Source organism: Pseudomonas sp. NPDC096950, assembly GCF_044762525.1.
Classification (GTDB): Bacteria; Pseudomonadota; Gammaproteobacteria; order Pseudomonadales; family Pseudomonadaceae; genus Aquipseudomonas.
In genome coordinates this window covers 179,365-205,482 of the sequence record NZ_JBIWEL010000006.1, presented here as the reverse complement: position 1 = coordinate 205,482, position 26,118 = coordinate 179,365, and the positions used below count along the sequence as shown (strand labels likewise).

Genomic DNA, 26,118 nt, shown 5'->3' with positions numbered 1-26,118 from the left:
GCATACTGGCGCACAGACACCGGCCGGGCAATCTTTCTGCCGCCCGGCCACGAGAATAAGGAATACCCATGAAGGTCGAACTCGCCCAATTGGCGGGCCGTGACAATGACACGGCTTACAACCTCGAACGCGCCCTGGCCGCGATTGCCGCCAGCGCCGCCGACACGCAGCTGATCATGTTCCCGGAAGGCCACTTGATGGGCTTTCCCTCGGAAGAGTCCGTGGCCCAGGTCGCCGAGCCGCTGGATGGCCCGACCGTCAGCGCGGTGATCGCCGCCGCCCGTGCACGCAATATCGCCGTGGTGGTCGGTATGGCCGAGAACGACAACGGTCGTTTCTACAACACCACGCTGCTGATTACCCCTGAAGGCATTGCCCTGCGTTATCGCAAGACGCATTTGTGGGCGTCGGACCGAGGGGTCTACGAGCCCGGCGACCGTTACGCCACGTGCCTGTGGAACGGTGTGCGGGTCGGCCTGCTGATTTGCTACGACATCGAATTTCCCGAAACCGCCCGCGCCCTGGCGCAACTGGGCGCCGAAGTGCTGATCGTCACCAACGGCAACATGGACCCCTACGGCCCGACCCACCGCACCGCCATCATGGCCCGCGCCCAGGAAAACCAGGCGTTCGCGCTGATGGTCAACCGGGTGGAAGCGGGTGATGGCGGGCTGTTGTTTGCTGGCGGCAGTGCGCTGGTGGATCCGCTGGGCACCTTGCTGTTCGAAGCCGGACGGGAGGAGGGGCAGTTTGCGGTTGAGCTGGACCTGAACCGGTTGGCGGCGGCGCGGCAGGATTATCGGTATCTGGATGACCAGCGGCTGAAGTTGCCGGGGGAGATTGTTGAACATGCCAATGGACTGCGGGAGTTACTGATTCCCAGGAACTGATCCGGTTTTTGTGTCGACTGGGCTGACGCCTTCGCGAGCAAGCCCGCTCCCACATTTGGAATGCATTCCCCTGTGGGAGCGGGCTTGCTCGCGAAGAGGCCCTTACAGACGACACACCTGCTTGACCGTTGAACCAAGAACAACAACGCAACACCCGAAGTTTTGCGCCGAACTCGGCTCTGCCATAAATCTAATAAATTCGGAGTAGTCGCTCATGGCTCGTTTACAACGCACCCTGTCATTGGGTTCGGTGGTGCTGTTCGGCATCGCCTACATGACGCCGATCATTGTGCTCGGCACCTTTGGCATCCTCGCTCAATCCACCGCCGGCATGGTCCCGGCCGCTTACCTGGCGGCGCTGGTGGCGATGTTCTTCACCGCCATGAGCTACGGGCGCATGGCCGCCGCGTTCCCGGTCGCCGGTTCGGCCTACAGCTACGTGCGCAAAGCCATCAGCCCGAAACTCGGATTCATCGCCGGTTGGGCGGTGTTGCTCGATTACCTGTTCCTGCCGATGGCGATCTGGCTGATCGGCGCGGCCTACCTCAACTCCGCGTTCCCGGCGGTGCCGCAGTGGATCTGGGTGCTGGCGTTCATCGGCATCACCAGCGCGATCAACATCGTCGGCCTGAAACTGGCCAACGGCATCAACGCCTTGCTGATGCTCGTGCAGTTCCTGGTGCTGATCGCCTTCGTCGCGCTGTGCATCCATTACATCGGTGGCGACGCGAGCACGCCGCTGTGGACCGTCAAACCGTTCTTCAACGGCGACATGCAAATGCCGCTGATCATGAGCGGCGCGGCCATCGCCTGTTACTCGTTCCTCGGCTTCGACGCAGTCAGCACCCTGACCGAAGAAACCCGCGATCCACGCCGCACCATTCCACGGGCGATCATGCTGATTACCCTGATCGGCGGTTTGATTTTCGTCGGCGTGTCGTACTTCGTGCAGATCGCCCACCCGTCGTTCCAGTTCGATAACGTCGACTCGGCGGCCTACGAAATTGCCCGCAACATCGGCGGCGACCTGTTCGTGTCGATCTTCCTCATCGGCCTGATCGTCGGCCAGTTCGCTTCGGGCCTGTCGGCCCAGGCCAGCGGTTCGCGGTTGCTGTTCGCCATGGGCCGCGACGGCGTGTTGCCGAAGTCGTTCTTCGGCACGTTGCACGAGAAGTTCGGCACGCCGGTCAACAGCATCCTGCTGTGTGCGGTCGTGGCTTTGCTCGCCCTGAAACTCGACGTGACCACCTCGACCTCGTTCATCAACTTCGGCGCGTTCCTGGCCTTCAGTCTGGTGAACCTCTCGGTGATCTTCCATTACTGGATCGCTGGCGAGAAGAAAGGCCCGCGTGAACTGGTGCTGTTCCTGGTGTTCCCGTTCATTGGCCTGGCAGCGGATCTGTGGCTGATGGTCAGCCTCGATCACCTGGCGATTTACCTGGGCCTGAGCTGGCTGGCGATTGGCGTGGTGTACCTGGCAGTGCTGACGGGCGGGTTCCGCCGCCAGCCGCCGGAAATGGATTTCCAGGAAGCCACATAACCCAAGCCTGGCGCTTAACCCTGTGGGAGCGAGCCTGCTCGCGAAAGCGGTATATCAGTCAACATTAACAGTGACTGATCCACCGCATTCGCGAGCAGGCTCGCTCCCACATTTGATATTTATTCCAACATTTAAATGGTGTTCAGCTCGCCAACTTGGTCTGATGCACCGGCAACTCAACCCTGAAGGTCGTGCCGGTCCCGACGACGCTGCGCACCGAAATATCCCCGTGATGTTTTTTCACGATCCCGTACGACAGTGACAACCCCAACCCCGTGCCCTGGCCAATCGGTTTGGTGGTGAAGAACGGGTCGAAGATCTTCTGCAACGTCTGCGGCTCAATGCCCGAGCCCGTATCCGCCACCTCGATCCACACCGTCTCGCCCTCAAGCCCGGTGCTTAATGTGATGGTGCCGCGCTCCGTGCCGATCGCCTGCGACGCGTTGACGATCAGATTCATGATCACCTGGTTGATTTGCGAGGGCAGGCACTCGATTTCCGGCAGCACCTGATATTGCTTCACCACATCGGCCTTGTACTTGAGTTCATTGGCGACGATGTTCAGGGTCGATTCGATGCCCTGTTGCAGATTGGCCCACTGCCATTCCTGGTTGGAGTCCACCCGGGAGAAGTCCTTCAGATCCTTGACGATCTGCCCGACGCGGCTGATGCCGTCCTTGGATTCCTTGATCAGCAACGGAATGTCTTCGCGCAGGAATTCGAGTTCGACCCGTTCGCGCAGCACATTCAGTCGGTCGATCACCTCGGGCGACGTAATCGCCTCTTCGGCACCGCGATAGGCGTCGAGCATTTCCTGCAATTGCTTGAAGTAGCCGTCCAGGCAACCGAGGTTGGAGGAAATGAAGCCGATGGGGTTGTTGATTTCATGGGCAACACCGGCCGCCAGTTGCCCCAGGGAGGCGAGTTTCTCCGATTGCACCAGTTGCGATTCCAGCTGTTTGCGCTCGTCGATTTCCCGTTGCAACTCGACGCTGGCTTCCTTGAACTGCCGGGTCCGGCGTTCGACCATTTGCCCCAGATGATCCACCTGCACACTGGCCCGTTCGGTCATGTCCCATTTGGTCAGCAGGGTGTTGGCCATTTGCTGGACTTCGATGTTGTCGAAGGGCTTTTTCAGGATCAGCAGCCGGTCGTGGGCCTGCAAACGGTCCAGCAGTTCGTCCCATGAATAATCGGAGTAAGCGGTACACACCACCACTTGCAGGCGCGGGTCTTCCTGCCACAGGTGTTCGATGGTCTGCGCGCCGTCCCAGCCGTCGGGCATGCGCATGTCGACGAACGCCATGGCGTAGGGACGCTGTTCCTTCAGGGCGAATTTGAGTTTGCCCAGGCCTTCCTGACCGCCGAATGCCGAATCCAGTTCGAACAGTGCGCTGGCGGATTTCGCTTCAGCACCGAACAGCGCGGCTTCCATCTCGTCCAGCTCCACGTGTTGCGGCGGTGCCGGGGTGAGGATCTTACGGAAATCCACATGAATGGACGGTGTGTCATCGATCAACAAAATGCGTCGATTCGAAGGGTTGCTCATGCGTCACCTGCTACGGTTTTCAGGGGGATTTGCAACGTGAACTGTGCGCCTTTGCCCGGCCCGTCACTGTGGGCGGTGAGGTGGCCGTTCATCTCGATGGCGGCCAGGGCGCAGCTGTGCAGGCCGAACCCGTGGCCTTCCTTGCGGGTGGTAAAACCGTGAGCAAAGATTCGTGTCATGTTTTCCGCGGGGATGCCTTCGCCGTCATCCTTGACGCTGACTTGCAGAATAGTGTCGTCGACGATTTTTACTCCGAGAGTCATCTGGCGTGGTCGGTCGCTGAGATCGGACATGGCGTATTTGGCATTGCTGATCAGGTTGATCAGGATCAGCAACAAGCGGTGCTTGTCGCCCATCACCCTTGGCACTTCGCTGTACTCCTTGACTACCGTGACATGGTGCCGGGTCAGGGCGCCGGAGTTCATGCGCAGGGCGTCCTCCAGCAATTCGCTGATCTGCACCGGCTCCATCAGGCTGTTGGCGCCCGCGTAGGATTGCTGGGTGGCGACGATGTCCTTGATGTGGTCCACGCTTTTGGTCAGTTGGGCGAGTTCGTCAGTCATGCCCTGTTGTTCCAGGGCGATGGCGTCCACCAGTTGATTGAGGTAGCCGGGCAGTAATTTGCCTTTGGCATCCTCGCTCAGAAAACTGCCCAGGTCCGTCGGATGTTCGTTGATCAACTGCATCGCCTTGCCCAGGCCCAGGGCCTTGCTGCTGCGCAGTTTGCGGGTCACCAGGTCGGCGGAGATGTTCACGCTGTTGAGCACATTGCCGACGTTGTGCAACACGTTGGTGGCGATCTCGGCCATGCCGGCCTGGCGCGCCGTGTCGAGCAGTTCGCTCTGGGTGTCCTTGAGTTCCCGGGTGCGTTCTTCGACCCGCAGTTCCAGGTCATCGTTGGCGGTTTGCAGTGCTTTGTTGACGCGACTGATCTCGGTGTAACTGCGCATCAACCGGATCGCCAGGTACACCAGCACCAAAACCAGCAGCACGGAAAACACCAGCATGTAGAAGTGGTAGCGCTGATAGATCGCGTCGGACTGTTGCTGATCCTGGTTCAGCAGTCTGGTGATGTCATCCAGGCGCTGGGCTACCGGGACGGCTTCGATGTTTTCCAGCAGACGGTTGACGATCGGTTGCTCGCGCAGGATCAGCGCAATGTGGTTGCTCAGGATGTCGATGGGACTATGGAACGCCTCCGGCAGTCGGGTTTTATTGACCCCCATTTTGTTCAGGCCCACGAGGATGTCGGCGGCCTTGTCATCCGAGGTGACCTGGGCGAATTCCAGGGCGCTGAGCAGCAAGTCGTAGGTGTCGGTGGCGATGTTCTGCAGTTGCAGTTGGTCGCCACCCACCACTTCGGTCAGGGGTTGCTGGATGTCGTCCTCGGCCGTGGGCAGGAACGCCAGGGAATTGCGCAGCACCGCGTTGTGGGACTTGAACTGTTCCACCAGGCGGGTTTTTTCCCCGATGGCGGCCAGGTACGCATCATGGCTGGTGTTCCAGACCGGTGAGTCGTTGCGGCCGTGGTTCGATTCCATGCTGTCGAAGCGCTGCCACAGCTCGGTCATTTCGGTGATAGGTGACACCAGCGGATCGTAGTTATGACTGATGGCGACCCGGGCCTTGAGAATTTCGGTTTCCCATTGCGCATTGAGTTGTTTCATCCGCGCAATCAAGTCCCGGGACTCGGTGTAGGTCGAGGTCTGGTCAGAGCTGGATTTGAGGTACAGGAACAGCAGGATCGAAGCCAGGGCCAGGGCCACCAGGCTGAGCAGCGCCAGGCTACGACGGCGGGACATTTTCATAATGGCTTGCCCTCCCATTCACCGGTCAGGGTCTTGAGGAATTTGATGATCAGCGTCTGGTCGTCATCGGAGGGCACACGGCCGAGTTGGAACTTGAACATCACATCCACGGCTTCTTCGAGGGTTTTCGCCGAGGCGTCGTGAAAGTACGGCGCGGTGACGGCGACGTTGCGCAGGCTCGGGACCTTGAACACGTTGCGGTCCTCTTCATCCTTGGTCACCAGGTAGCGCCCCAGGTCGCTTTCGACGGGATTGCCCCGGGCCTTGAAGTAATCGCCCATGACCCCGAATTTCTGGAACATGTTGCCGCCGATGTTCACCCCTTGGTGGCACGAGATGCAGCCGTAGTCCTTGAAGCGCTGATAGCCGTATTTTTCATCGAGGGTGAGGATGTCGGTATTGCCTTGCAGGTACTGATCGAAGCGCGAGTTGCTGCTGAGCAGGGTGCGTTCGTAGTTGGCCAGGGCGTTTTGCACATTGTTCATGGTGACGCCGTCCGGGTAGGCGTTGGCGAAGGCGGATTTATAGGTCGGGTCGGCGCTCAGCGTTTGCACCACGTGTTCCCAGTTGCTGCCCATTTCGCTGGGGCTCTGCACCACTTCGTGGACCTGGGTTTCCAGGGTGTCGGCCCGGCCGTTCCAGAATTGCCGGAAGTTCAGGGTGGCGTTGAACACGCTGGGGGTGTTGATGGCCACCGGTTGGCCGTTGAAGCCGATGGAAAACGGTTTATTGTCGGCGCCGCCGCTTTCCAGTCGGTGGCAACCGGCGCACGACAGCGTGTTGTTGACCGACAAGCGTGGCTCATTGAATAACTGGCGACCGAGTTCGACCCGCAAGGGATTCTGCTGCGGCGCGGCGGGTAGCGGTTTGAGCGGTTCGTCCAGCGGTGCGCCAGTGGCGGTCAGGCAGATCGCCAACGCAAACACCGCAAGGGCAAAGGCAGGTTTAGGCGACATCGGGTGATTCCTTGGCGGTTGGCCTGCGTGTCGTTGCGTACTGCTCATGCCTGGGCTGAAGGCAGGGGTTTCACGGACATCAGATAATGGGCAAAGGCGTCCGGCGCCACCGCTTTGCTGAAGTAATAACCCTGGCCTTCTTCGCAGTGGTGGGCCTTGAGGAAATCCAGTTGTTCGAGGGTTTCGATGCCTTCGGCGATCACGGTCAGTTTGAGGCTCTTGCCCAGGCTGATGATGGCGCTGACCAGCGCGGCGTCGCTGCTGTCACGGCTCAAGCCGCGAATGAATGACTGGTCGATTTTCAACACATCGATGGGGAATCGGCGCAAATAACTCAGGCTGGAATAACCGGTGCCGAAGTCATCGATCGCCAGGCGAACGCCCAGGGCCTTGATCCGGTTCAGCGCCGTTACCGTGGCGTCGACGTTCTGCATCAACACGCCTTCGGTAATTTCCAGTTCCAGCAACGTCGGCTCCATCCCGGTCTGCTTGAGGATCAGCTCGATGCTCTCGACGAAGTCGCGCTGGCGAAAGTCGATGGCTGACACGTTCACCGAGATGCAAATGTCCGGCAACCCGGCCGTGCGCCAGACACACGCCTGGCGACAGGCCTGGGCCATCACCCATTTGGTCAACGGCACAATCAAGCCGCTGTCTTCGGCCACCGCGATGAAATCCGAGGGATACACCCAGCCTTGTCCCGGTTTTTTCCAGCGGATCAATGCTTCGGCACCCACCACCTGGCCATTGCTCAGGTCCATTTTCGGTTGGTAGTGCAGGACAAATTCGTTGCGCTCCAGGGCCAGGCGAATCCCTGACTCGATGCTCTGCTGTTCCCGGGCGCGCTGGTTCATTTCATCGATGAAAAAGCTGAAATCGTTGGGGCCGTTTTCCTTGACGTTGCGCATCGCGGTTTCGGCTTTCTTGATCAGTACGATGGCGTCGAGACCATCCTCGGGGTAAATGCTGATCCCCAGGCTGGCGGTCACGCTCAGGTCGTGGCCGGCGATGTGTTGCGGCGCGCGGATGGCATTCAAGAGCTTTTCGGCGATGCCTTTGGTCTGCTGGGGATGACGGATATCGGCCAGGATCACCACGAACTCGTCGGAGCCGTAGCGAAACACCGAGTCGGATTCGCGTACCGTGGCCACCAGGCTTTGCCCGACGCGTTTGAGCATTTCGTCGCCGGCCGGATGGCCCAGGGCATTGTTGATGCGCTTGAAGCGATCCAGCCCGAGAAACATCACCGCCAGTTGTTTGTCGTGGCGCCGGGACAAGGCCAGGGACTGATTCAGGCGATCGCCGAGCAGGGTGCTGTTGGGCAACTCGGTGAGAATGTCGTATTGCAGCAGGTGCGAGACTTTCAGCAGCTCATGCACCCGGGCCTCGATGGTCTGCTCCAGGCTCAGCACTTTCATCGCCGCGTCCTGGGCCATCTGCCATTTCCAGGTCAGGGCACTGGCCATCTGGCGGATTTCCAGGCTGTCGAACGGTTTTTTCAGCACCAGCAACTGATCGCCGAATTCCAGTCGTTCGGCCATGGCTTCCCAGCTGTAATCCGAATACGCGGTGCACAGGGCGATTTGCAGGCTGGGGTCGGCCTTCCACAACTCCTCGATGGTTTCCAGCCCGTCCCAGCCTGGCGGCATGCGCATGTCGGTGAACGCCAGGGCATAAGGGCGACCTTCGGCCCGGGCGCGCTTGACCAGTTCCAGGGCTTCCCGGCCCTGATACGCGGAGTCGAGCTCAAAAGTCAGCCGGTCCGGTTGCAGGGTGCCGAACAGCGCTTCTTCGGTGCCGGCCAGGGACTGTTCCTCGTCCGCGTCGGGGTCGAGGATTTTGCGAAAATCCAGATGGATCGACGGCGTGTCGTCAATGATCAGAATGCGCCGATTGGTCCGCACGAAGGGTGTCTTCATCCGTTTTCCTCCGTGGAACGCGGCGGGTTGCCCAGGCTTGGGCCGATTTCGCTGCCCGAGGGCACGATGCTCCCGGCTTTCAGCAGTTCGGCGGCTTGTTGGCTGCTGACCGCTTTGCTGAAGAAGTACCCTTGGGCATTCATCGGCGAACCCGTGGCCATCAACGAACTGCGTTGCTCCTGGGTTTCGACACCTTCGGCAATGATTCCGATCCCTACATCACGGGCGAAATTAATAATCGCCCGCAAGGTGTTCGCGCTCGCCGGATCCTGGGCCGCCGTGTCGATGAAGGCCTGGGCGAGTTTCAGGTGGTTGACCTGGTAGGTCTTGAGGTAATCGAACGAAGAATATTCGGTGCCGAAATCATCGATGGCGATTTTCACCCCCAACTCCCGCAAGCGCGGCAGCACATCGTTGTGGGTCCATTTGGTCTGGGCCAGGGTCGCTTCGGTGACGTCGAAGCGCAGGTCCCAGGGGCACAGTTCCCAGCGCGCGGTGGTGCGCAGCACGTCATAGATGAGTTCGGGGCCGCTCTTGAGCTGGGCCAGGGACAGCTTGATCGCAATCACCGGTGGTGCCATGCCTTCGTCACGCCACTGACGCATTTGCCGACAGGCCTGGTCCAGCACCCAGTGGCCGAGGGCGACAATGGTCCCGGTTTTTTCCGCCGCCGGCAGGAACGCCGGGCCTTCGAGCAAGCCGCGGGTAGGGTGGTTCCAGGTGACCTGCGCTTCCATGCCGAGGATCTTGCCGGTGCTCAGGTCCACTTCCGGCCAGTAATGCAGTTCCAGTTCTTCGTTTTCGATCGCTGTTTTCAGGTCGCTGGCGATGGTCATGCGCTCGACCACTTCCTGATTGATCTCCTCGGAATGAAAGTGGTACTGGTTGCGGCCCTGCTCCTTGGAGCGATAGAGCGCCATGTCGGCCTGGGTCAGCAGGCTGTCGGCACTGAGGATGTCCGGGGTGCAACTGCTGATGCCGATGCTGACCGAGGCGCGCACATCGTTGCCGCCCAGGGAGTAGGGCAGCACCAGCGAATCGCGGACCTTGGCCGCCAGTGCCGCGGACTGGGTCGGGTCGTTGACATCAAGCTGCAGGATTGCGAATTCGTCACCCCCAAGGCGCGCGACCACGTCGTTTTCACGCACGCAGGCCTTGATCCGCCGGGCGACCTCCTGCAGCAACAGGTCGCCCACCGGGTGGCCGAGGGTGTCGTTGATGCGTTTGAAGTGATCCAGGTCCAGGTAAAAAATCGCGAACGCCGTGGCGCCACGCCGATGGGCCGCATACGCCTGATGCAAGCGCTCGATCAGGGTCGCGCGGTTGGCCAGCCCGGTCAGCCCGTCGGTGCGGGCGAGCAGGGCGATTTTCTCTTCGGCGAGCCTGCGTTCCGTAATGTCGAGGATGATGCCTTCGACTTCCAGCAACCGGCCTTCGGCGTCCCGCACCGGGATGTAGCGGTTTTCCACCCAGCGCCAGGCCCCGTCGCCGGTGCGCATGCGGAACTCGATGGACGCGCCCTCGGCATGCCGGTCCAGCACCCGCTCCATGGCGTCGTCGACTTTCGACAGGTCGTCCGGGTGAATCAGCTCCTTGGACCAATTGGCCGACGCCACCAGTTTGGCCGCGGTGTGTCCGTATTTGGTGATGTTGTGGGAGATGTACATCAGCGGGAACGACGGCTCGCCGCGCAGCCGATACAAAATCGTCGGGCTGTTCTGCACGATGATGTTGGCGTCGGACAGCTCCAGGGTGCGTTCTTCCACGGCTTGTTCAAGCAGGGACATCTTCAGCGCCGCGTCTTCGGTCATTTGCCATTTGGCGGTGAGCGCGCTGGCCATCTGACGGATTTCGATGGCATCGAAGGGTTTTTTCAGGATCAGCAGGCGATCGCCCAGCTCCAGGCGTTCGTCGATGTCTTCCCAGGAATAGTCGGAATACGCCGTGCACAGCGCCACTTGCAGCTTGGGATCGACCTGCCACAGCCGTTCGATGGTTTCCAGACCGTCCCAGCCCGGCGGCATGCGCATATCGATGAAGGCCATGGCGTAGGGCATGTCGTTGGCCAGCGCCGTTTCGACCTTGTTCAGGGCTTCAAGGCCCTGATAAGCCGAGTCGAGGGTGAAGCTTTGCAACGTAATGGCTGCCGTCGATCCGAAAAGAGCCCTTTCGGTGCTGTCCAGATCGTCGTCCTCAATGGTCTGAGGGCTGAGGATCTTCGCAAAATCCTGATGGATCGAAGCAGTATCGTCGACGATGAGGATGCGCCGGTTAGTCCGTGCAAGCAGCGCATTCATAGGCATGCGCCCCGGGCGACAGCGGTTCGAAACGGTCTGTTCATAGGGGCATCCTTTCCCTGATCACCTGGCCGAACGGTCACAGAATGTGGATCCGAGTGACCAGAGCATAGTCCCCTTGTCTGGAGTTCGCTTGGGTGTATGGAATGAATCAGTTGCCGGTAGTGTCTGAAAATCATCTAGCCTGTAGGTCAGGCTCCGGCAAGAGTGGATGTTTGCCGCTGGCCTGACAGCGATATGCCCGTTTCACTCGAGGTGACGCCATGGAAGAGCAACTCCCTACGACTTTGACCGATAAACCCAAGGTGTTGCTGGTCGACGACGAGGAATCAATCCTCAGCAGCCTGCGTCGTCTGTTGCGCGGCCAGCCTTACGACGTGCTCCTGGCCACCAGCGGGGCCCAGGCCCTGGAAATTATGGCGCAACAGCCCATCGATCTGGTGATGAGCGACGCGCGCATGCCGAATATGGATGGCGCCACGTTGCTGGCCCACATCCACCAGCTCTACCCGACGACCACGCGCATCCTGCTGACCGGTTACGCGGACCTGCCGACGATCATCAAGGCGATCAACGACGGGCAGATCCACCGTTACATCAGCAAGCCCTGGAACGACGAAGAACTGCAACTGACCTTGCGTCAGGCGCTGGAACATCATCATTCCGAGCTTGAACGCCGGCGCCTGGTGCAGTTGACCCGCCAGCAGAACGACCAGTTGAAAACCCTGAATTCGACCCTGGAAAAACACGTCGCGGCGCGCACCTCGGAGTTGCAGCAGACCGCCGACATGCTCGACCTGGCCTATGAAGAACTCAAACATAGCTATGTCACCGGCACCGAGGTGTTCTCGTTGCTGGCCAACCTGCGCCTGCCGCCGGCCAAGCAGACCAACCGCCAGATCATCGAACTGGTGCGGGTGTACTGCAAACTCCACGGCCTGGACGAAGGCACCAGCCGCGACCTGACCATGGCTGCCGCGCTGTACAACATCGGCAAATTGAGCTGGACCGACAGCATGATGATCACGCCGTCGGACATGCTGCATCACCTCGACCGCGACCGTTATCGCGAGTATCCAAAGCAGAGCGAGTCGCTGCTGATGACCCTCGACCCGATGAAAGACGCCGCCCGGTTGATCCTGCACCACCAGGAACGCTGGGACGGCAGCGGTTTCCCGGACCGGCTCAAGGGCGAAGCGATTCCGTTCGGCGCGCGGTTGCTGAAACTGGCGGTGGATTTCATCGAATTGCAGCGCGGGCTGATCCTGGAACGGCAGATGAACAGCGACGAAGCGCTGGTCTACATCCGCAGCTACGCCGGGCGGCTCTACGATCCGGAACTGGTGGAGGATTTCATTCAGGTCTGTGCCGCGTACCTCAGCGACGTGACCCTGGCCGATCCGTCGGTCAAAGTGCTGACCACCCGGGACCTGGCGCCGGGCATGATCCTGGCGCGCAACCTCAACGCCGACAATGGCATGCTGCTGCTCAATGCCGGCAAGGTGTTGAATGCACCGTTGGTGGACAAGCTGATTGCGTTTGAAACCATGGAAGGGGCGAAATACAGCGTCTTTGTGAAAGTCCCCGAGGAAGTGGAAGCGCTGCTGGAGCGCGCAACCTCCTGAACACCGCAATCCCCCTGTGGGAGCGGCGGTGCGACGATTCGACTTGCTCGCGAATGCGGTGGGTCATTCAACATTGATGTCGACTGACCCACCGCATTCGCGAGCAAGCCCGCTCCCACAGGTTATGCTTGCGCCTTTTAATCAAGGCCAATCCTGATCCATGTCTATTCCACCCCGCATCATCCACATCGCCGCCGCCCTGCTGATCGGCCCCGACGGCCGCACCCTGCTGGTTCGCAAACGCGGCACCGAGGCCTTCATGCAACCCGGCGGCAAGATTGAAGCCCATGAGCAACCGGTCCACGCCCTGGCCCGTGAACTGGAGGAGGAACTGGGCCTGGTCATCGATCCGGCGCAAACCACATTTCTGGGCCAGTTTTCAGCACCGGCCGCCAACGAGCCGGGGTTTGTCGTTCAGGCCGAACTCTTTCTGCTGAGCATCGATTCAGACGTCTGCCCGGCCGCCGAGATTGAAGAGGTGCGCTGGATCGACCCGTCCACCGACGGCCAACTCACGCTGGCGCCATTGACACGGGACGTGATCCTGCCGTTTTATCGAGCCTCGCTGAGCACGCTCGCCTGATCAACACTGGACACAGGACTGCCCCATGATCCCGCTTCAAGACTTGCTGATCTTCGCCGCCGCCGCGTTGCTGATGGTACTGACGCCGGGGCCGAACATGATTTACCTGATCTCCCGTTCGATCTGCCAGGGGCGCAAGGCCGGGGTGACGTCGTTGCTCGGCGTGGTCGCGGGGTTTTTCGTGCATTTGTTCGCCGCCGCGGCCGGTTTGACCGCGGTGTTCCTGGCGGTGCCGATGGCGTATGAAGTGTTGAAATGGGCCGGCGCGCTGTACCTGGTGTGGCTGGCCTGGCAAGCGGTCAAACCCGGCGCGCGTTCGCCGTTCGAAGCCCAGCAGTTGCCGCCGGATTCGTCGCGCAAACTGATCACCATGGGCTTTCTCACCAGCGCCTTGAACCCGAAGATCGCGGTGTTCTACCTCTCGGTGTTTCCGCAGTTCATCAGCCCGGAACATGGCTCGGTGTTTACCCAGAGCATCATTCTCGGCCTGACCCAGATCAGCGTGAGTTTCTGCGTCAACCTGCTGATTGCGCTGTTCGCCGCCGGCATTGCGTCGTGGTTCGTCAGCAATCCGACCTGGCTGGCGGTGCAGCGTTATTTCATGGGGTTCGTGGTGTCGGCATTGGCGGTGCGGCTGATGCTTGAACAACGCAAGGTGGCGTGACCATGTGGATCGAACGCCTGGATGCCAGCCATGCCCTGGACTATCGGGAACTGATGCTCGAAGCCTACGACCGGCATCCGCAAGCGTTCACCTCCAGCGTGCGCGAACGCGCCGCGATGCCGCTGGGGTGGTGGGAATCGCGGCTGACCAGCAAGCTCGACGTGGTGTTCGGCGGGTTCGTGGAAGGCAAGTTGTCGGGCATCGTCGGCCTGGCCTTCGAACCTCGGGAGAAGGCTCGGCACAAGGCGACGCTGTTTGGCATGTACGTGTCTGGCGAAGTTCGCCAGAGCGGGCTCGGTTTTGAGTTGGTCCAGGCAGCGCTGACGGAAGCGAAAAACCGTCCGGGGCTGAAACTGATTCAGCTGACCGTCACCGCCGGCAACGAGGCCGCGTTCAAGCTGTATCAACGCTGCGGTTTCATCCAGTTCGGCCTGGAGCCTTTAGCTGTGCGGGTCGGCGAGGATTACTTCGACAAGATCCATATGTGGCGCGAAATCTAAGGGGCGCTGAGATCCCCTGTGGGAGCGGGCTTGCTCGCGAAGGCGGTGTGTCAGCTACACAAATGTCGACTGACACTCCCTCTTCGCGAGCAAGCCCGCTCCCACAGTTGATTGCATTCCAATCAACGAACCGCGCTGACTCCATCCAGCGTCGAAAACGAAGTGTCCTTCGCCGTCAGCAGGAAATCGCGCATATACGGCGCATCCAGCATGTCCGCACGAATCCCCGCATACAGCGTCGCGAACAAGCCTTTCTCCCCCAGCCGCTTGGCCTTCACATAGCACCGTGAACTGTATTCATGCAGCGCCCAATGGGGCATGCCGCACACGCCGCGTCCGCTGGCCACCAGTTGCATCATCATCACCGTCAGTTCCGAGGTGCGGACCTGGGCCGGTTCGACGTCGGCGGGTTCGAGGAAACGGGTGAAGATGTCCAGCCGATCCCGCTCCACCGGGTAGGTGATCAAGGTTTCCGTAAGCAAATCTTCCGGCACGATGTATGCCTTGCTCGCCAATCGGTGCTGGTTGGCCACCGCGAGCATCGCTTCGTAGGTGAACAGCGGCACGTAGGTGATCCCGGCCAGTTCCAGCGGATCGGAGGTCACCACCAGATCCAGATCGCCACGGGCCAGGGCTGGCAGCGGGGCGAAGGAGAAGCCCGAGGCCAGGTCGAGTTCGACTTCCGGCCAGGCATCGCGGAACTGATCGATGGTCGGCATCAGCCACTGGAAGCAGCTGTGGCACTCGATCGCCATGTGCAAACGCCCGGCAGTGCCGCCGGCCAGTCGCGCGATATCGCGTTCGGCGCCACGCAGCAGCGGCAGGGTGGCGTCGGCCAATTGCAGCAGGCGCAGGCCGGCGCTGGTGAAACGCACCGGTTTGGTCTTGCGCACGAACAACGGCATGCCCATGCGCTCTTCCAGTTCCTTGAACTGGTGGGACAGGGCGGACTGCGTCAGGTGCAGGCGGTCGGCCGCATCCACCAGGCTATCGGCTTCGCGCAAGGCGTGCAGGGTCTTCAGGTGACGGATTTCAAGCACCGGGGGCTCCATGAGGAAAACTTGTGATCAACACGAAAAGGTTGAGTTTGTCTCATGTTGGGTTGGCTGTCGACAATAGGCCCACGTTTTACAACATCATTTAAAGGGAGAAACTCACCATGGCTCTGGCCCACACACTTGGTTTCCCGCGCATCGGCGCTGACCGCGAACTGAAAAAAGCCCTCGAATCCTTCTGGAAGGGCGATCTCGATCAGGACGCCTTGAAAGCCGTTGGCCGCCAACTGCGCGCCACCCATTGGCAATTGCAGAAAGACGCCGGCATCGATTTGCTGCCGGTGGGCGACTTCGCCTGGTACGACCAGGTGCTGAGCCATTCCCTGGCGTTCGGCGTGGTGCCCGAGCGTTTCGACAGCACCCTGGACGCCAGCGGCCAACCGACCCTCGACACCCTGTTCGCCATGGCCCGTGGTGCCACTGCGGCCTGCTGCGGCGGTGAACACACTAAAGCGCAATACGCCCAGGAGCTGACCAAGTGGTTCGACACCAACTACCACTACCTGGTCCCGGAATTCAGCGCTGACCAACAGTTCAAGTTGAGCTGGGAACAGCTGTTCGACGAAGTCGCTGAAGCCAAGGCCCTGGGCCACAACGTCAAACCGGTGATCATCGGCCCGCTGACCTATCTGTGGCTGGGCAAAGCCAAAGGCAACGACTTCGACAAGCTCGAACTGCTTGAACGCCTGCTGCCGGTCTACAACGAAATCCTCGGTCGCCTCGCCGAGCAAGGCGTGGAATGGGTGCAGATCGACGAACCGATCCTGACCCTCGACCTGCCGCAAGCCTGGAAAAGTGCCTTCGAACGCGCTTACCACATCCTTCAATATTCGCCGCTGAAAAAACTCGTGGCGACCTACTTCAGCGGCCTGGAAGACAACCTCGGCCTGGCTGTCAGCCTGCCGGTGCAAGGCCTGCACATCGATGCGGTGCGTGCGCCGGATCAACTCGGCCAAGTGCTGGATCGCCTGCCGACCTACAAGATTCTCTCGGTCGGCCTGGTCAACGGGCGCAACGTCTGGCGCTGTGAACTGGAGCAAGTGCTGGCGCAATTGCAACCGGCGCAAGAGCGTTTTGGCGACAACCTGTGGGTCAGCAGTTCCTGTTCGTTGCTGCACAGCCCGGTGGACCTGGAGCGCGAAGACAAGCTCGACCCGGAACTGAAATCCTGGCTGGCCTTCGCTGTGCAGAAGTGCGGTGAAATCGCCGTGTTGCGTGATGCCCTCAACGATCCGCAAGCGCCCAAGGTGCAAGCCGCGTTGGCCGAAAGTCGCGCGATTCAGGCCAGCCGTGCGCAATCGCCGCGTATCCATAAAGCTGAAGTCCAGGCCCGCCTCAATGCGATCGGCGCCAAGGATAGCCAGCGTCATTCGCCGTTCGCCAAGCGCATCGATCAGCAGCGTGCACGCCTGCAATTGCCGGCGTTCCCGACCACCACCATCGGCTCATTCCCGCAGACCGGTTCGATCCGTCTGGCGCGTCAGGCGTTCAAGCAAGGCAAGCTGTCGGCCAACGATTACACCGACGCCATGCACAGCGAAATCCGCCATGCGGTGCAAGTCCAGGAACGCCTGGGCCTGGACGTACTGGTGCACGGTGAAGCCGAGCGCAACGACATGGTCGAGTACTTCGCCGAGCAACTGGACGGCTACCTGTTCACGCGGTTTGGCTGGGTGCAGAGCTACGGTTCGCGCTGCGTGAAACCGGCGATCATCTACGGCGACTTGAGTCGACCGAACGCGATGACCGTCGACTGGATCACCTACGCGCAAAGCCTCACCGACAAGGTCATGAAAGGCATGCTCACCGGTCCCGTGACCATGCTGATGTGGTCGTTCCCGCGTGAAGACGTGTCGCGCAAAATCCAGGCGCAGCAACTGGCGTTGGCGTTGCGCGACGAAGTGGTGGACCTGGAAAACGCCGGCATCAAGATCGTGCAGATCGACGAAGCCGCGTTCCGCGAAGGCTTGCCGCTGCGCCGGGCGCAATGGCAGGAATACCTCGACTGGGCGGTGGAAGCCTTCCGCTTGAGCGCTTGCGGTGTGCGGGACGAAACCCAGATCCACACCCACATGTGCTACAGCGAATTCAACGACGTGATCAAGTCCATCGCGGCCATGGACGCCGACGTGATCACCATTGAAACCTCCCGCTCGGACATGGAATTGCTGGAAGCTTTCGAGGCGTTCGACTACCCGAACGACATCGGCCCGGGTGTGTATGACATCCACTCTCCACGGGTGCCGGACACCGCCGAAATGGTCAAGTTGATGAGCAAGGCTGTGAAACGCATTCCGGCGGAACGCTTGTGGGTCAATCCGGATTGCGGCTTGAAAACCCGTGCGTGGCCGGAGACTGAAGCGGCGCTGGTGAACATGGTGGCGGCGGCGCGGCAGTTGCGCAGTCAGTTGGCCTGACCCTACGGGTATCCCGTCAAAAACCCGCTGGCCGGATGAAGGTCAGCGGGTTTTTGTATTTATGGAGTTTTTATAATCCTGATCCAGGCAAGTCCCATCCACCCTGCCAGGGCGTTTTCGACGTAAAGCGTTGTGGAAGGCGTTTTCGGCACAAAAGACAAAGCAGTTTCCTGCCAGACGGTAGGGTTCGGCCGAATCGCTACCGATTGTTCACCGGTACTGAGCCTCAGGCGAATGGTCGGCCCCTGGCTCATCGCCGCTACCCTGAACTCATAGGTGGCGCCGGGTTGGAGGTTATCGAATGTTTTGTACAGCGCCACAGCCATTTCCGTCCCCGAGGTTCTCACGACTTTAAGTGCGTAATAACCCCAGCCCGTCTGCGTGTAAAAAGAAAAACTGAACGGGTTGTTTGCAGGAAGCGGGCCCCAGCCAAACCATTGTGCGACGCCGAAGTTTGCAACATCCGCCAACAAACCTTGCCTGACTGTAAAACTATACGGTTGCGAGGGTTGGCCGCCGTTGACCGATTGTGCGGTGATGACATGGCGCTCCACCGCAAAGTTTCGTTCGGGCACGAACCAGTCACCATTGTCATCGACCGCGTAGCGTCCCAGATTGCGGTCGCCATCAAGCACAAAGACCTGCTGCTGCGGTGTCGCCCGGCCTTGAATAATGATGTTGTTCTGGTAATAGGTCTCGCCATTATTGGGGACGAGGCTGTCTCCCGTGATGATGGAAGTGACAATCGGCGCTTGTGTCTGGTTTAGAACGGAGAGGTCGAGGATGCGCGATTCCTTTTCAACGCTGTCGCGGATAAACAGATAGCTGACTCTGACGAATTGCCCCAGATTGGCGTTGATGAACGCCACGTTCAAAGGGAATTCCGCCTGGCCGCTGGCATTCAGCGGCACCGGGCTGAAGGTGGGCGAACCATTGCCGGCCGTGCCCCGGACAAGCAACCGCACCTGATCGCCGGGGGCGAATCCCGGTACGGTGACGCGAGCGATCGCCCCTAGCGGATTGTCTCTGGGGTCGAGCACGCCATTGGGTGCGATGATCACCTGAGGGGCGGGTAAATCCGGTATGCCCTGGCCAATGACCCGCGCCTGGGTTTCTCGCGAGTTGGCAATCGGCACGCCGTTTCTGGACTGCACATAGCTGCCGAACACCGTGCGTTCCGAGATGACGAGATTGTTGGGTATCTCGAGCAGGAGTGGGTAGGGTTGGCCGAATTGGCCGCTGACGGTCCCGTCCAAAAAGTAGTCCGGGCTGGGCGGGCTTCTGTATGTCGCCCTGATGGTGTCGTTTATGGCAAATGCAGGCGAAGGGGTCATGATCACCATGATCAGGTTTCTGCCGGCCAACTTCTCCAGCTCGATGGTGGACGGATCATCACTGGTGTCGTTCGGGTCTTCGACAAAAATCGGCCCGGGACGACGAACGCCAGCGAGATCAACATCAATGACCACTTGCTTGGAATAAGGGGCCAAGGGGTCCGGGCCGTTTTTGATCTGGTCCTGCACGGTATAGAAGAGTGTGAACCGCGGACTGTCGCCCGCCTGCCGAAACTGCTCCGCGGTCAAGGTCCGCACGACGCAAACAGGCAGGTCACTCACGAAAGGTGGAAGTTCGCTCGGCAAGACCGTGAATTGCACGATCAGGCCACCCATGGTCAGGTGGATGACATCGTAAGGCCGGCAATAGGGGTAGCAAAAACTGACCTCGACGCCACGCGCCGCACGATCGGCACTCAAGCCATTGTCGAGGATGTCCTGGGGCAGTTTCAGTTGCAGCTCGGAGTGCCCCGGGTCGTCATCGCGGTCCCTGTTCCCTGGGCGGATGGCGTTATACAACACCCTCAACGGTGGCTCGGAGATATCTGCGTTGCCGCTGACGCGGGTCACCGAGGCTTGAAGCAGGTTGACTACGTTCGGGTTGAGCAGCCCTTTGAAGATTGTCAGTTCATGACGGCTGTTCTCTGTCCCTTTTTCAACGATGGTGGTGTCGATGATGACCGTATTGAGTATGAGATCGATAACATCATCTTCCTGCCCGCCTTCAAGCGAATCGATGATGACCCTGGCACCGTTGAGGTTGCTGTCATCGTAAATCCGCAGCGACACCCCGCAGTCGCCGCCTACCACCGGAATGGTACTGCCCAAAATGATCGGTACATCAATCTTCAGGACACCGATGTCGGGAGCGGCAAGTACATCAACGGGGGCTGACTGATTCGCCGACTCGTCCGGGGAACCGACCCTGCGCGCATTACCGACGATGAATATTTCGGTGGACGGCAGGTTCCTTGTAGCGCCACTGGCGTCTGTGTGGGTGAAAAAGAGCCGTGCGCTGCCGCCAGCCAGTTCCTGGAGCACGGCGTTTGCAATCTTGAAGTTTGGCGTCGAACCGGTTTCCAGGGTTTGTTCCTCGGTGACCACCTTCAACTGACCTGTGCGGTCCAGGCCCGTACAGCAAAGTTTCAACGTGTCCCCGGGAGCAAAGCCCCGAGTGTCGAGGTCGATGTTTGCCGACCGGCTCCCCAACCGGCTTAAATCAAGGATGTGCTGCTCGTCGGCGCCCTCCACCGTAGGCCCTACCGGCTTATTGGTACCACGCTGAATGGTCAGCGCACGGCCCAGTGAGTGATCCGAGGCCGGGTTTTGCAGTTCATCACAGAGCGTGTAATACAACATGAATTCGCCATCACCGTTTTGGGCAATCATGTCCGTTGATAGCGTAAACGTCAGCGTGTGTCCGACCTCCTCGGCTTTTACGGTATGGGGCAGAGCCCAATCGCCGAGCTTCAGCGTGACCCCATCATTCGGGCTCATGCCTTCATAGGCCGGCACAATGACCGTCTCATCCTGTTGACCATTGAGGGTGAGCGAGGTGACGTGCGGCGCAGCCAGAAGGTGATGCCCCGGCGCATCAGGGGCCGGATCCATACCACCGGGCAAACGGGTCTTGACCCGTACCTTGCGGGGTGCCGACTGTTCGACGTTCACCCGGTAGCTCAGGGTGATTATCCCTTCGGGTACCCGGTTCGCCGGGATGTACTGGGTGATGGGCTCACCGCGGTAATCATTTTTTACCGGCAAGACCAGCACCAGCCGCCCATCGATGTATACCAACACATTGTCCCCGGGTTTGATGTCGCTGGAATCAATGCTGATCGGCAAGCCCTGATCCTTGAGCATGGCCTGATTGACACCAAGCTCCGCACCCTCGACCGGGGTGATCGCCCCGGGGATTTCAAGCGCCGGGCGCGTCGGTTTGATGAAGGAGAGATGAGGAGAGCCTTCGAGCGGATTGTCGGTATTCATGAGTGCCGTCCTGTGTGTGGATCAAGTGCCTGGGTAAGGCTGATTGAATACGTAACGGAGGGGGGCTGCCTACTGTCAGAAATAACAGGTTGGTTTGGGAATCCGATGAGTGGTTTTCGATGAGCGGTCAGAGGGTTCGGTGCTCAGAACTCTTGGCTCAGCGTGACCCACGCCGTATCAAAAGCATTGCCGCGACCGCCCTCCATACCGCTTTCCAGATGCAGCGTGACCTCGGGGGTGGACGGTACAAAATGCAGGCTCAGCACTTCGAGGACCTGGTTGTTCAACCGCACGTAATCCGAGGCGGCGCCGGTGCTGGCGCGCAGGCGAAGGAGCGGGTAAAGGTGGCAGGGCGCCGACTGAACCACGGCGGCCTGGAGCCGATACGTGGCGCCGGGTTGGAGGTTATTGAAGGATTTGGACAGTATGTCGGCGGGGTGCGCGCCGGAGAGGGTCTCGGTCCTGAGCACGGAATAACGCCCGTCGGGCGCCTGGAAAAAAGAAAAGACGTTGTTGAAATCCGGGTCGTGCGGGATCCAGCCTTGATAGTCCGGGTAATCGAACACGACCCGGTCCAGCAACAACCCTGGTCGGACCGTGAAGACGTACGGCAGCGAGGGTTGCGTGCCCTCGATCGAGCGTGCCGTGATGACATGACGCGCCGCCGTAAAGGCTCGCGCAGGCACGATCCAGTCGCCATCGGCATCGACCGCGAACCGTCCGAGATTACGCGCCCCCTCATAGACAACCACCGGTTGCCCCGGTGAAGCCCTGCCGCGAATAACGATGTTTTTCTGGTGATAAGTCATGCCGTTATGGGGGACCACGCAGTCCCCCGTTGTGACGGCGCTGATGATGGGAATCTGCGTCGCAGGGGCCTGCGGGTAGAGCACGCCGTTGGGGGCGATCAACAGATTGGGTACTTGGCTGAAAAGTTCTGGCTTGGCGGCTTTCGAGATCGGCGCAAAGCGACGCACGCCGGCGAGATCGCAATCGAACACCACATGCGCCGAATAGGGCGCCATCGGGTCCGGGCCGTTTTTGATCTGGTCCTGCACGGTATAGAACAGCGTAAACCGGGGGCTGTCGCCGGCCTGTCGAAACTGTTGCACCGTCAATGTCCGCACGATGCATTGTGGCTCGTCCGTCACGAACGGTAGCAGCTCGTCGGGCGAGACCGTGAAACGCACGATCAGGCTGCCCATGGCCAGTTCGATGACGTCGTAAGCCCGGCAATAGGGATAGCAAAAACACACCTCGACACCCTGCGCGACACGTTCGGCATTCAGGCCATTTTCGATAATGTCTTGCGGCAGTTTCAGCTGCAGTTCCGAGTGTCCGGGATTGCAATCGCGGTCACGGTTGCCGGGGCGGATGGCGTTGTACACGACCCTCAATGGCGGGGAGGACGTCTGGCTGTCGTGGCTGACCCGGCTGATCGTGGCTTCCAGCAGGTTGACCCTGTCGGGTCTGAGCTCAAGCTTGGGAATCTTCATCTCATGCCGACCCTTCACGGTGCCAGGCTGGATGATAAGCGTGTCGACAATGCGCCCATTGAGCAGGAGATCGACCACATCCAACGCCGCTGCCCCCGTCAGCGGATTGATAATGACCCTGGCACCGTTGAGGCCACTGTCGTCGTAAATCCGTAGCGACACTCCGCAGTCGGCGCCTTCCACCGGTTCCGTCCCGCCCAGAATGATCGGTGGGTCAATCTGCAAGGCACGCCTTTCGAGAGCGGCCGCTGGCTGACGTTGCACTTCACTGACCCTGCGCGTGTGACCCGCGATGAGTATTTCCGTTGACGGTAATACGTGCGCCGCGCCATTGGCGTCGGTGCGGGTAAAAAACAGCCGGGCGCTGCCATCGGCCAATTCCTGCAGGGCGGCATTGGCAATCTTGAACGCCTGCCTCGACTCGGTTTCCAGGGTTTGTTCTTGAATCAATACCTTCGATTTGCCGCTGCGGTCCACGCCTCGCCAGAACAGTGTCAGCGTGTCACCGGGGTCAAAGCCTTGAGTGTCGAGGCTGACGTTGGCCGAGCGACTGCCCAGTCGGCTCAAGTAGAACATGTGCTGCTGGTCGCAGCCCTCCACCGTCGGCAGTAACGGTTGGTCAGTGCCGGTCTGGATCGTCAGCACACAACCTGGTGAGTGTCCGGTGGCACAATTATTCAGCTCGTCACACACCGTGTAATACAGAACGACCGCGCCATCGCCGTTGCTGGTCACCTTGTCCCGGGACAGCGTAAACGTCAGGGGCTGTCCGACCTCGTCGGCCTCTACGGTATGCAGCAACGCCCAATTGCCGAACCTTAGCGTGACCTTGTCGTTCGGGCGCATGCCCTCATAGGCGGGCACGATTACCGTTTCATCCTGTTGGCCATTGAGGGCGGTGGAGGTGAGGTGCGGTGCCAGCAGGTGCTCGATACCGCCGGGCAAACGGGTCTTGGCCCGAACCTTCAGCGGGGCAGATCGCTCAAGGTTCACCCGGTAAGTCAGGGTGAAAAAACCTTCGGGGATCAGCGTCGCCGGGATGGATGGCGTGATGGGTTGGCCGTCGTAATCCTTCTTCACAGGCAATACCAGCACCAGCCGTGCGTCGATATACACCAGCACACTGTCGCCGGGCTTGATGGCGTTGGCATCGATGGCGATCTGCAGGCCCCGATCCGTGACCATGGCTTGATTGACGCCCACCTCCGCACCTACGACGGGGGTGATCGCGCCGGGGATTTCAGGCGCCGGGCGGGTGGCCAGTGCCTGATGATCTTCGGGGCGATTGCCAGTGTTCATGAACGCAGCCTCTGAGTTTGCCCGGGTGGTCCGATTGAATACGCAACAGGGGAGGCTGCCTACTGTCAGAAATAGCAGCTTGACGCGGTTGTTGATCGGTGATTGCAGGAGGAGGCGCCCGGGCAGTGCCGGAGGATCAAACGAGGGAGAATACGACCACTCGGCAATCTTCATCAAACTGTCACGCAACTGTGGCAGCGCGCTTGAACAAACTTCATCAGACTCGCGCTCTACTGGGGTTCTGCGTTTCGGTGTTTTTCATGCGTGTATTTTTATTAGTGGCAGCGCTGTTGTTCAGCCTGCCGTCCTTTGCGACTTCGCGTTGCGACGTCAATGTGCCGACCGAACATGTCGATCTGGACCAGGTGAGCCTGGCGTACCAGAGCATCGGCCGTGCATCCGATCCGGCGTTGTTGCTGGTGATGGGGCTGGGCGGGCAACTGATCCACTGGCCGGACGAAGTCGTGGTTGCCTTGTGTCAGCAGGGTTTTCGGGTGATTCGCTATGACAATCGCGATGTCGGGTTGTCGACCTGGCGCCAGACCCCGGCCAACGCCAACCTGACCTTTGAAGTGCTGCGCTACAAACTCGGATTGCCGGTGGCAGCGCCGTACACCTTGACCGACATGTCGGAGGACGCGCTGGGGTTGATGGATGCGTTGCACATCGAGCAATTCCACGTGCTGGGCGCGAGCATGGGCGGGATGATCGCCCAGCACATGGCGGCCATGGCGCCGCAACGGGTCGAGAGCCTGACGTTGATCATGACCAGTTCCGGGGCCGAAGGCTTGCCGGCGCCGAGTGCGGCGCTGGTGCAATTGTTATCGCGTCGCGGCGCGCCGAACCGCGAAGTGGCGCTGGAGCAACAAGCGGACTTGCTCGCGGCCCTGAGCAGCCCGACCGTGAGTGATGATCGGCAAGTGTTGCTGCAACAGGCAGCGGCCTCGTATGACCGGGCGTTCAACCCCGAAGGCGTGAAGCGCCAGATCATGGCGATCCTTGCGGAGCCGAGCCGGGTGGCGCTGCTGAATCAATTACGCGTACCGACCCTGGTGGTGCACGGCACGGCGGACCCGTTGTTGCCGGTGATGCACGGCGTGCACCTGGCGGCGCACATTCGCGGCAGTCAGTTGAAACTGATCCCGGGCATGGCCCATCGTTTCCAGGAAGCGTTCAAGGCGCCGCTGCTGGCGGCGGTGTTGCCATACTTGCAGTCCCACCGCGAAGACACCTCGCACTGGGCGCAGATTGAGCCGGTGGCCGCTCCTAACCTCCTGTAACGCCGCAAACCCAACTGTGGGAGCGGGCTTGCTCGCGAAAGCGGTGTGTCAGTCGACATCGATGCAGCTGACACACCGCTTTCGCGAGCAAGCCCGCTCCCACAGGGTGATTTGCGTTGGACACAGGGATCTACTGCAACCCCAGCCCCGTCGGGTGTATTGTTCGAGCTTTCCGGCGCGACATTAGCCTGCGAGGTTTGCGATGAGTAACTCCCTGAAAATCGATTTTGTCAGCGACGTGTCCTGCCCCTGGTGCGTCGTCGGTCTGTATGGCCTGACCAAGGCACTGGATTTGCTGGGTGACGAGGTCCAGGCCGAGATCCGCTTCCAGCCGTTCGAGCTGAACCCGAACATGGGCCCGGACGGCCAGAACATCACCGAACACATCGCCGAAAAATACGGTTCCACCCCGGAGCAATCCCAGAAAAACCGCGAGATGATCCGCGCCCGTGGTGCCGATGTGGGGTTTGCCTTTCGCACCGACGGCAACAGCCGCATCTACAACACCTTCGATGCGCACCGCTTGCTCTACTGGGCCGGGCTGGAAGGGTTGCAGTTCAATTTGAAAGAGGCGCTGTTCAAGGCGTATTTCACTGATGGCGGTAATCCGTCGGACCCCGCGCAACTGGCACAGATTGCCGAAAGCGTCGGGCTGGACCGGCAGCGGGCCGAGGCGATTCTGGCGTCGGATGAATACGCCAAAGAGGTTCATGAAGAAGAGCAGTTGTGGCTATCGCGTGGGGTAAGTTCGGTGCCGACAGTGGTGTTCAACGGGCAATACGCGGTGACGGGCGGGCAGCCGGTTGAAACGTTTGTCGGGGCGATTCGGCAGATCATGAGTGAGGCGAAGGGCGGGACGGTGAGCTGATCCTTCGGCGAACACGGTTAATGTGGGAGCGGGCTTGCTCGCGAAGGCG

General features: G+C 60.3%; 17 protein-coding genes. 9 read left to right on the top strand and 8 right to left on the bottom strand.

All coding sequences use genetic code 11. The features are described from left to right. The first annotated feature begins 68 nt into the window (after positions 1 to 68). On the top strand, positions 69 to 890 hold the full coding sequence (locus ACIQY3_RS13280) for a carbon-nitrogen hydrolase family protein (protein ID WP_403019895.1): 822 nt from the start codon (positions 69 to 71) through the stop codon (positions 888 to 890). Positions 891 to 1,104: 214 nt separating this feature from the next. After that, entirely contained in the window at positions 1,105 to 2,430 is a 1,326-nt protein-coding gene (locus ACIQY3_RS13275; RefSeq protein ID WP_403019894.1) for an APC family permease, read from the top strand. Between the two features lie 142 nt (positions 2,431 to 2,572). On the opposite strand, the gene ACIQY3_RS13270 is transcribed toward ACIQY3_RS13275, so the two are convergent. The 5 genes from ACIQY3_RS13270 to ACIQY3_RS13250 are packed head-to-tail and all read right to left on the bottom strand — an operon-like array spanning position 2,573 to position 10,965. After that, positions 2,573 to 3,979 (bottom strand): ATP-binding protein, encoded by a 1,407-nt coding sequence (locus ACIQY3_RS13270; RefSeq protein WP_403019892.1) that lies wholly within the window; start codon positions 3,977 to 3,979, stop codon positions 2,573 to 2,575. Then, complete coding sequence (locus ACIQY3_RS13265; RefSeq protein ID WP_403019890.1) at positions 3,976 to 5,787, bottom strand: DAHL domain-containing protein; 1,812 nt, start codon at positions 5,785 to 5,787, stop codon at positions 3,976 to 3,978. Before ACIQY3_RS13265 ends, ACIQY3_RS13270 begins: the two co-directional genes overlap by 4 nt. Further along, positions 5,784 to 6,743, bottom strand: a complete 960-nt coding sequence (locus tag ACIQY3_RS13260; RefSeq protein WP_403019889.1) for a cytochrome-c peroxidase — start codon at positions 6,741 to 6,743, stop codon at positions 5,784 to 5,786. The genes ACIQY3_RS13265 and ACIQY3_RS13260 overlap by 4 nt, the downstream gene beginning before the upstream one ends. Before the next feature lie 44 nt (positions 6,744 to 6,787). Next, complete coding sequence (locus ACIQY3_RS13255) at positions 6,788 to 8,662, bottom strand: putative bifunctional diguanylate cyclase/phosphodiesterase (RefSeq protein WP_403019888.1); 1,875 nt, start codon at positions 8,660 to 8,662, stop codon at positions 6,788 to 6,790. After that, positions 8,659 to 10,965, bottom strand: coding sequence for an EAL domain-containing protein (locus ACIQY3_RS13250; protein ID WP_403019886.1), 2,307 nt, complete (start codon positions 10,963 to 10,965; stop codon positions 8,659 to 8,661). The genes ACIQY3_RS13255 and ACIQY3_RS13250 overlap by 4 nt, the downstream gene beginning before the upstream one ends. A gap of 257 nt (positions 10,966 to 11,222) precedes the next feature. On the opposite strand from ACIQY3_RS13250, the gene ACIQY3_RS13245 reads away from it, so the two are divergent. From ACIQY3_RS13245 to ACIQY3_RS13230, 4 genes are all read left to right on the top strand, one after another. After that, complete coding sequence (locus tag ACIQY3_RS13245) at positions 11,223 to 12,584, top strand: HD domain-containing phosphohydrolase (RefSeq protein WP_403019883.1); 1,362 nt, start codon at positions 11,223 to 11,225, stop codon at positions 12,582 to 12,584. A 160-nt stretch (positions 12,585 to 12,744) separates the two neighbouring features. Then, the gene (locus tag ACIQY3_RS13240; protein ID WP_403019881.1) at positions 12,745 to 13,167 is read left to right on the top strand and encodes an NUDIX domain-containing protein; all 423 of its coding nucleotides are present in this window, start codon (positions 12,745 to 12,747) and stop codon (positions 13,165 to 13,167) included. A 25-nt stretch (positions 13,168 to 13,192) separates the two neighbouring features. Then, positions 13,193 to 13,831: a LysE family translocator gene (locus ACIQY3_RS13235; RefSeq protein ID WP_403019880.1), complete on the top strand. Its 639-nt coding sequence runs from the start codon at positions 13,193 to 13,195 to the stop codon at positions 13,829 to 13,831. A 2-nt stretch (positions 13,832 to 13,833) separates the two neighbouring features. Then, positions 13,834 to 14,331 carry a GNAT family N-acetyltransferase gene (locus ACIQY3_RS13230; RefSeq protein ID WP_403019878.1) on the top strand — a complete coding sequence of 166 codons (498 nt, stop codon included), beginning with the start codon at positions 13,834 to 13,836 and terminating at the stop codon, positions 14,329 to 14,331. 122 nt (positions 14,332 to 14,453) lie between these two features. On the opposite strand, the gene metR is transcribed toward ACIQY3_RS13230, so the two are convergent. Further along, a complete protein-coding gene (gene metR, locus ACIQY3_RS13225) occupies positions 14,454 to 15,371 on the bottom strand; it encodes a transcriptional regulator MetR (protein WP_403019875.1) in 918 nt (305 codons plus the stop codon). Between the two features lie 119 nt (positions 15,372 to 15,490). On the opposite strand from metR, the gene metE reads away from it, so the two are divergent. Continuing rightward, positions 15,491 to 17,803 (top strand): 5-methyltetrahydropteroyltriglutamate--homocysteine S-methyltransferase, encoded by a 2,313-nt coding sequence (gene metE, locus ACIQY3_RS13220; protein WP_403019873.1) that lies wholly within the window; start codon positions 15,491 to 15,493, stop codon positions 17,801 to 17,803. 59 nt (positions 17,804 to 17,862) lie between these two features. On the opposite strand, the gene ACIQY3_RS13215 is transcribed toward metE, so the two are convergent. Continuing rightward, a complete protein-coding gene (locus tag ACIQY3_RS13215) occupies positions 17,863 to 21,126 on the bottom strand; it encodes a hypothetical protein (protein WP_403019871.1) in 3,264 nt (1,087 codons plus the stop codon). 143 nt (positions 21,127 to 21,269) lie between these two features. Then, positions 21,270 to 23,921 carry a hypothetical protein gene (locus tag ACIQY3_RS13210; RefSeq protein ID WP_403019870.1) on the bottom strand — a complete coding sequence of 884 codons (2,652 nt, stop codon included), beginning with the start codon at positions 23,919 to 23,921 and terminating at the stop codon, positions 21,270 to 21,272. 260 nt (positions 23,922 to 24,181) lie between these two features. On the opposite strand from ACIQY3_RS13210, the gene ACIQY3_RS13205 reads away from it, so the two are divergent. Together ACIQY3_RS13205 and ACIQY3_RS13200 are read left to right on the top strand one after the other, a co-directional pair. Further along, a complete protein-coding gene (locus ACIQY3_RS13205; protein ID WP_403019867.1) occupies positions 24,182 to 25,201 on the top strand; it encodes an alpha/beta fold hydrolase in 1,020 nt (339 codons plus the stop codon). A 202-nt stretch (positions 25,202 to 25,403) separates the two neighbouring features. Further along, on the top strand, positions 25,404 to 26,069 hold the full coding sequence (locus tag ACIQY3_RS13200; RefSeq protein WP_403019865.1) for a DsbA family oxidoreductase: 666 nt from the start codon (positions 25,404 to 25,406) through the stop codon (positions 26,067 to 26,069). The last annotated feature ends 49 nt before the right edge of the window (positions 26,070 to 26,118 follow it).